Origin of the sequence: Shewanella sp. 2_MG-2023 (assembly GCF_030548905.1) — a bacterium.
GTDB lineage: Bacteria > Pseudomonadota > Gammaproteobacteria > Enterobacterales > Shewanellaceae > Shewanella > Shewanella electrodiphila.
On the sequence record NZ_JAUOSO010000055.1, the window covers coordinates 1 to 531 of the forward strand.

Consider the following 531-nt stretch of genomic DNA (forward strand, 5'->3'; position numbering starts at 1 on the left):
TTCGATAATCTTTGGTTCCCAAGCTGAATCGCCTTCAAGAGCTTTAAGCGCAGAACCTTGGATAACTGGTAAGTCATCACCTGGGAAGTCATATTCAGAAAGAAGTTCACGAACTTCCATTTCTACTAATTCAAGTAGTTCTTCATCGTCAACCATGTCACATTTGTTCATGAATACGATGATGAAAGGTACACCAACCTGACGTGAAAGCAGGATGTGCTCACGTGTTTGTGGCATAGGACCATCTGTAGCAGCAACTACTAAGATAGCGCCATCCATTTGAGCAGCACCAGTAATCATGTTTTTAACATAATCGGCGTGACCAGGACAATCTACGTGTGCGTAGTGACGAGTAGGTGTGTCATATTCGATGTGAGAAGTATTAATTGTAATACCGCGCTCACGCTCTTCTGGAGCGTTATCGATTTGTGCGAAATCTTTAACTTCACCACCGTAAGTTTTGGTTAAAACAGCTGAGATTGCAGCAGTTAGCGTTGTTTTACCATGGTCGACGTGACCGATTGTACCCAC

General features: G+C 43.3%; 1 protein-coding gene. It reads right to left on the reverse strand.

The genetic code is table 11. The annotated features are described in order from the left end of the window. On the reverse strand, positions 1 to 531 hold a 531-nt coding region (locus tag Q4600_RS21145; protein ID WP_303518516.1), incomplete at both ends, for a GTP-binding protein.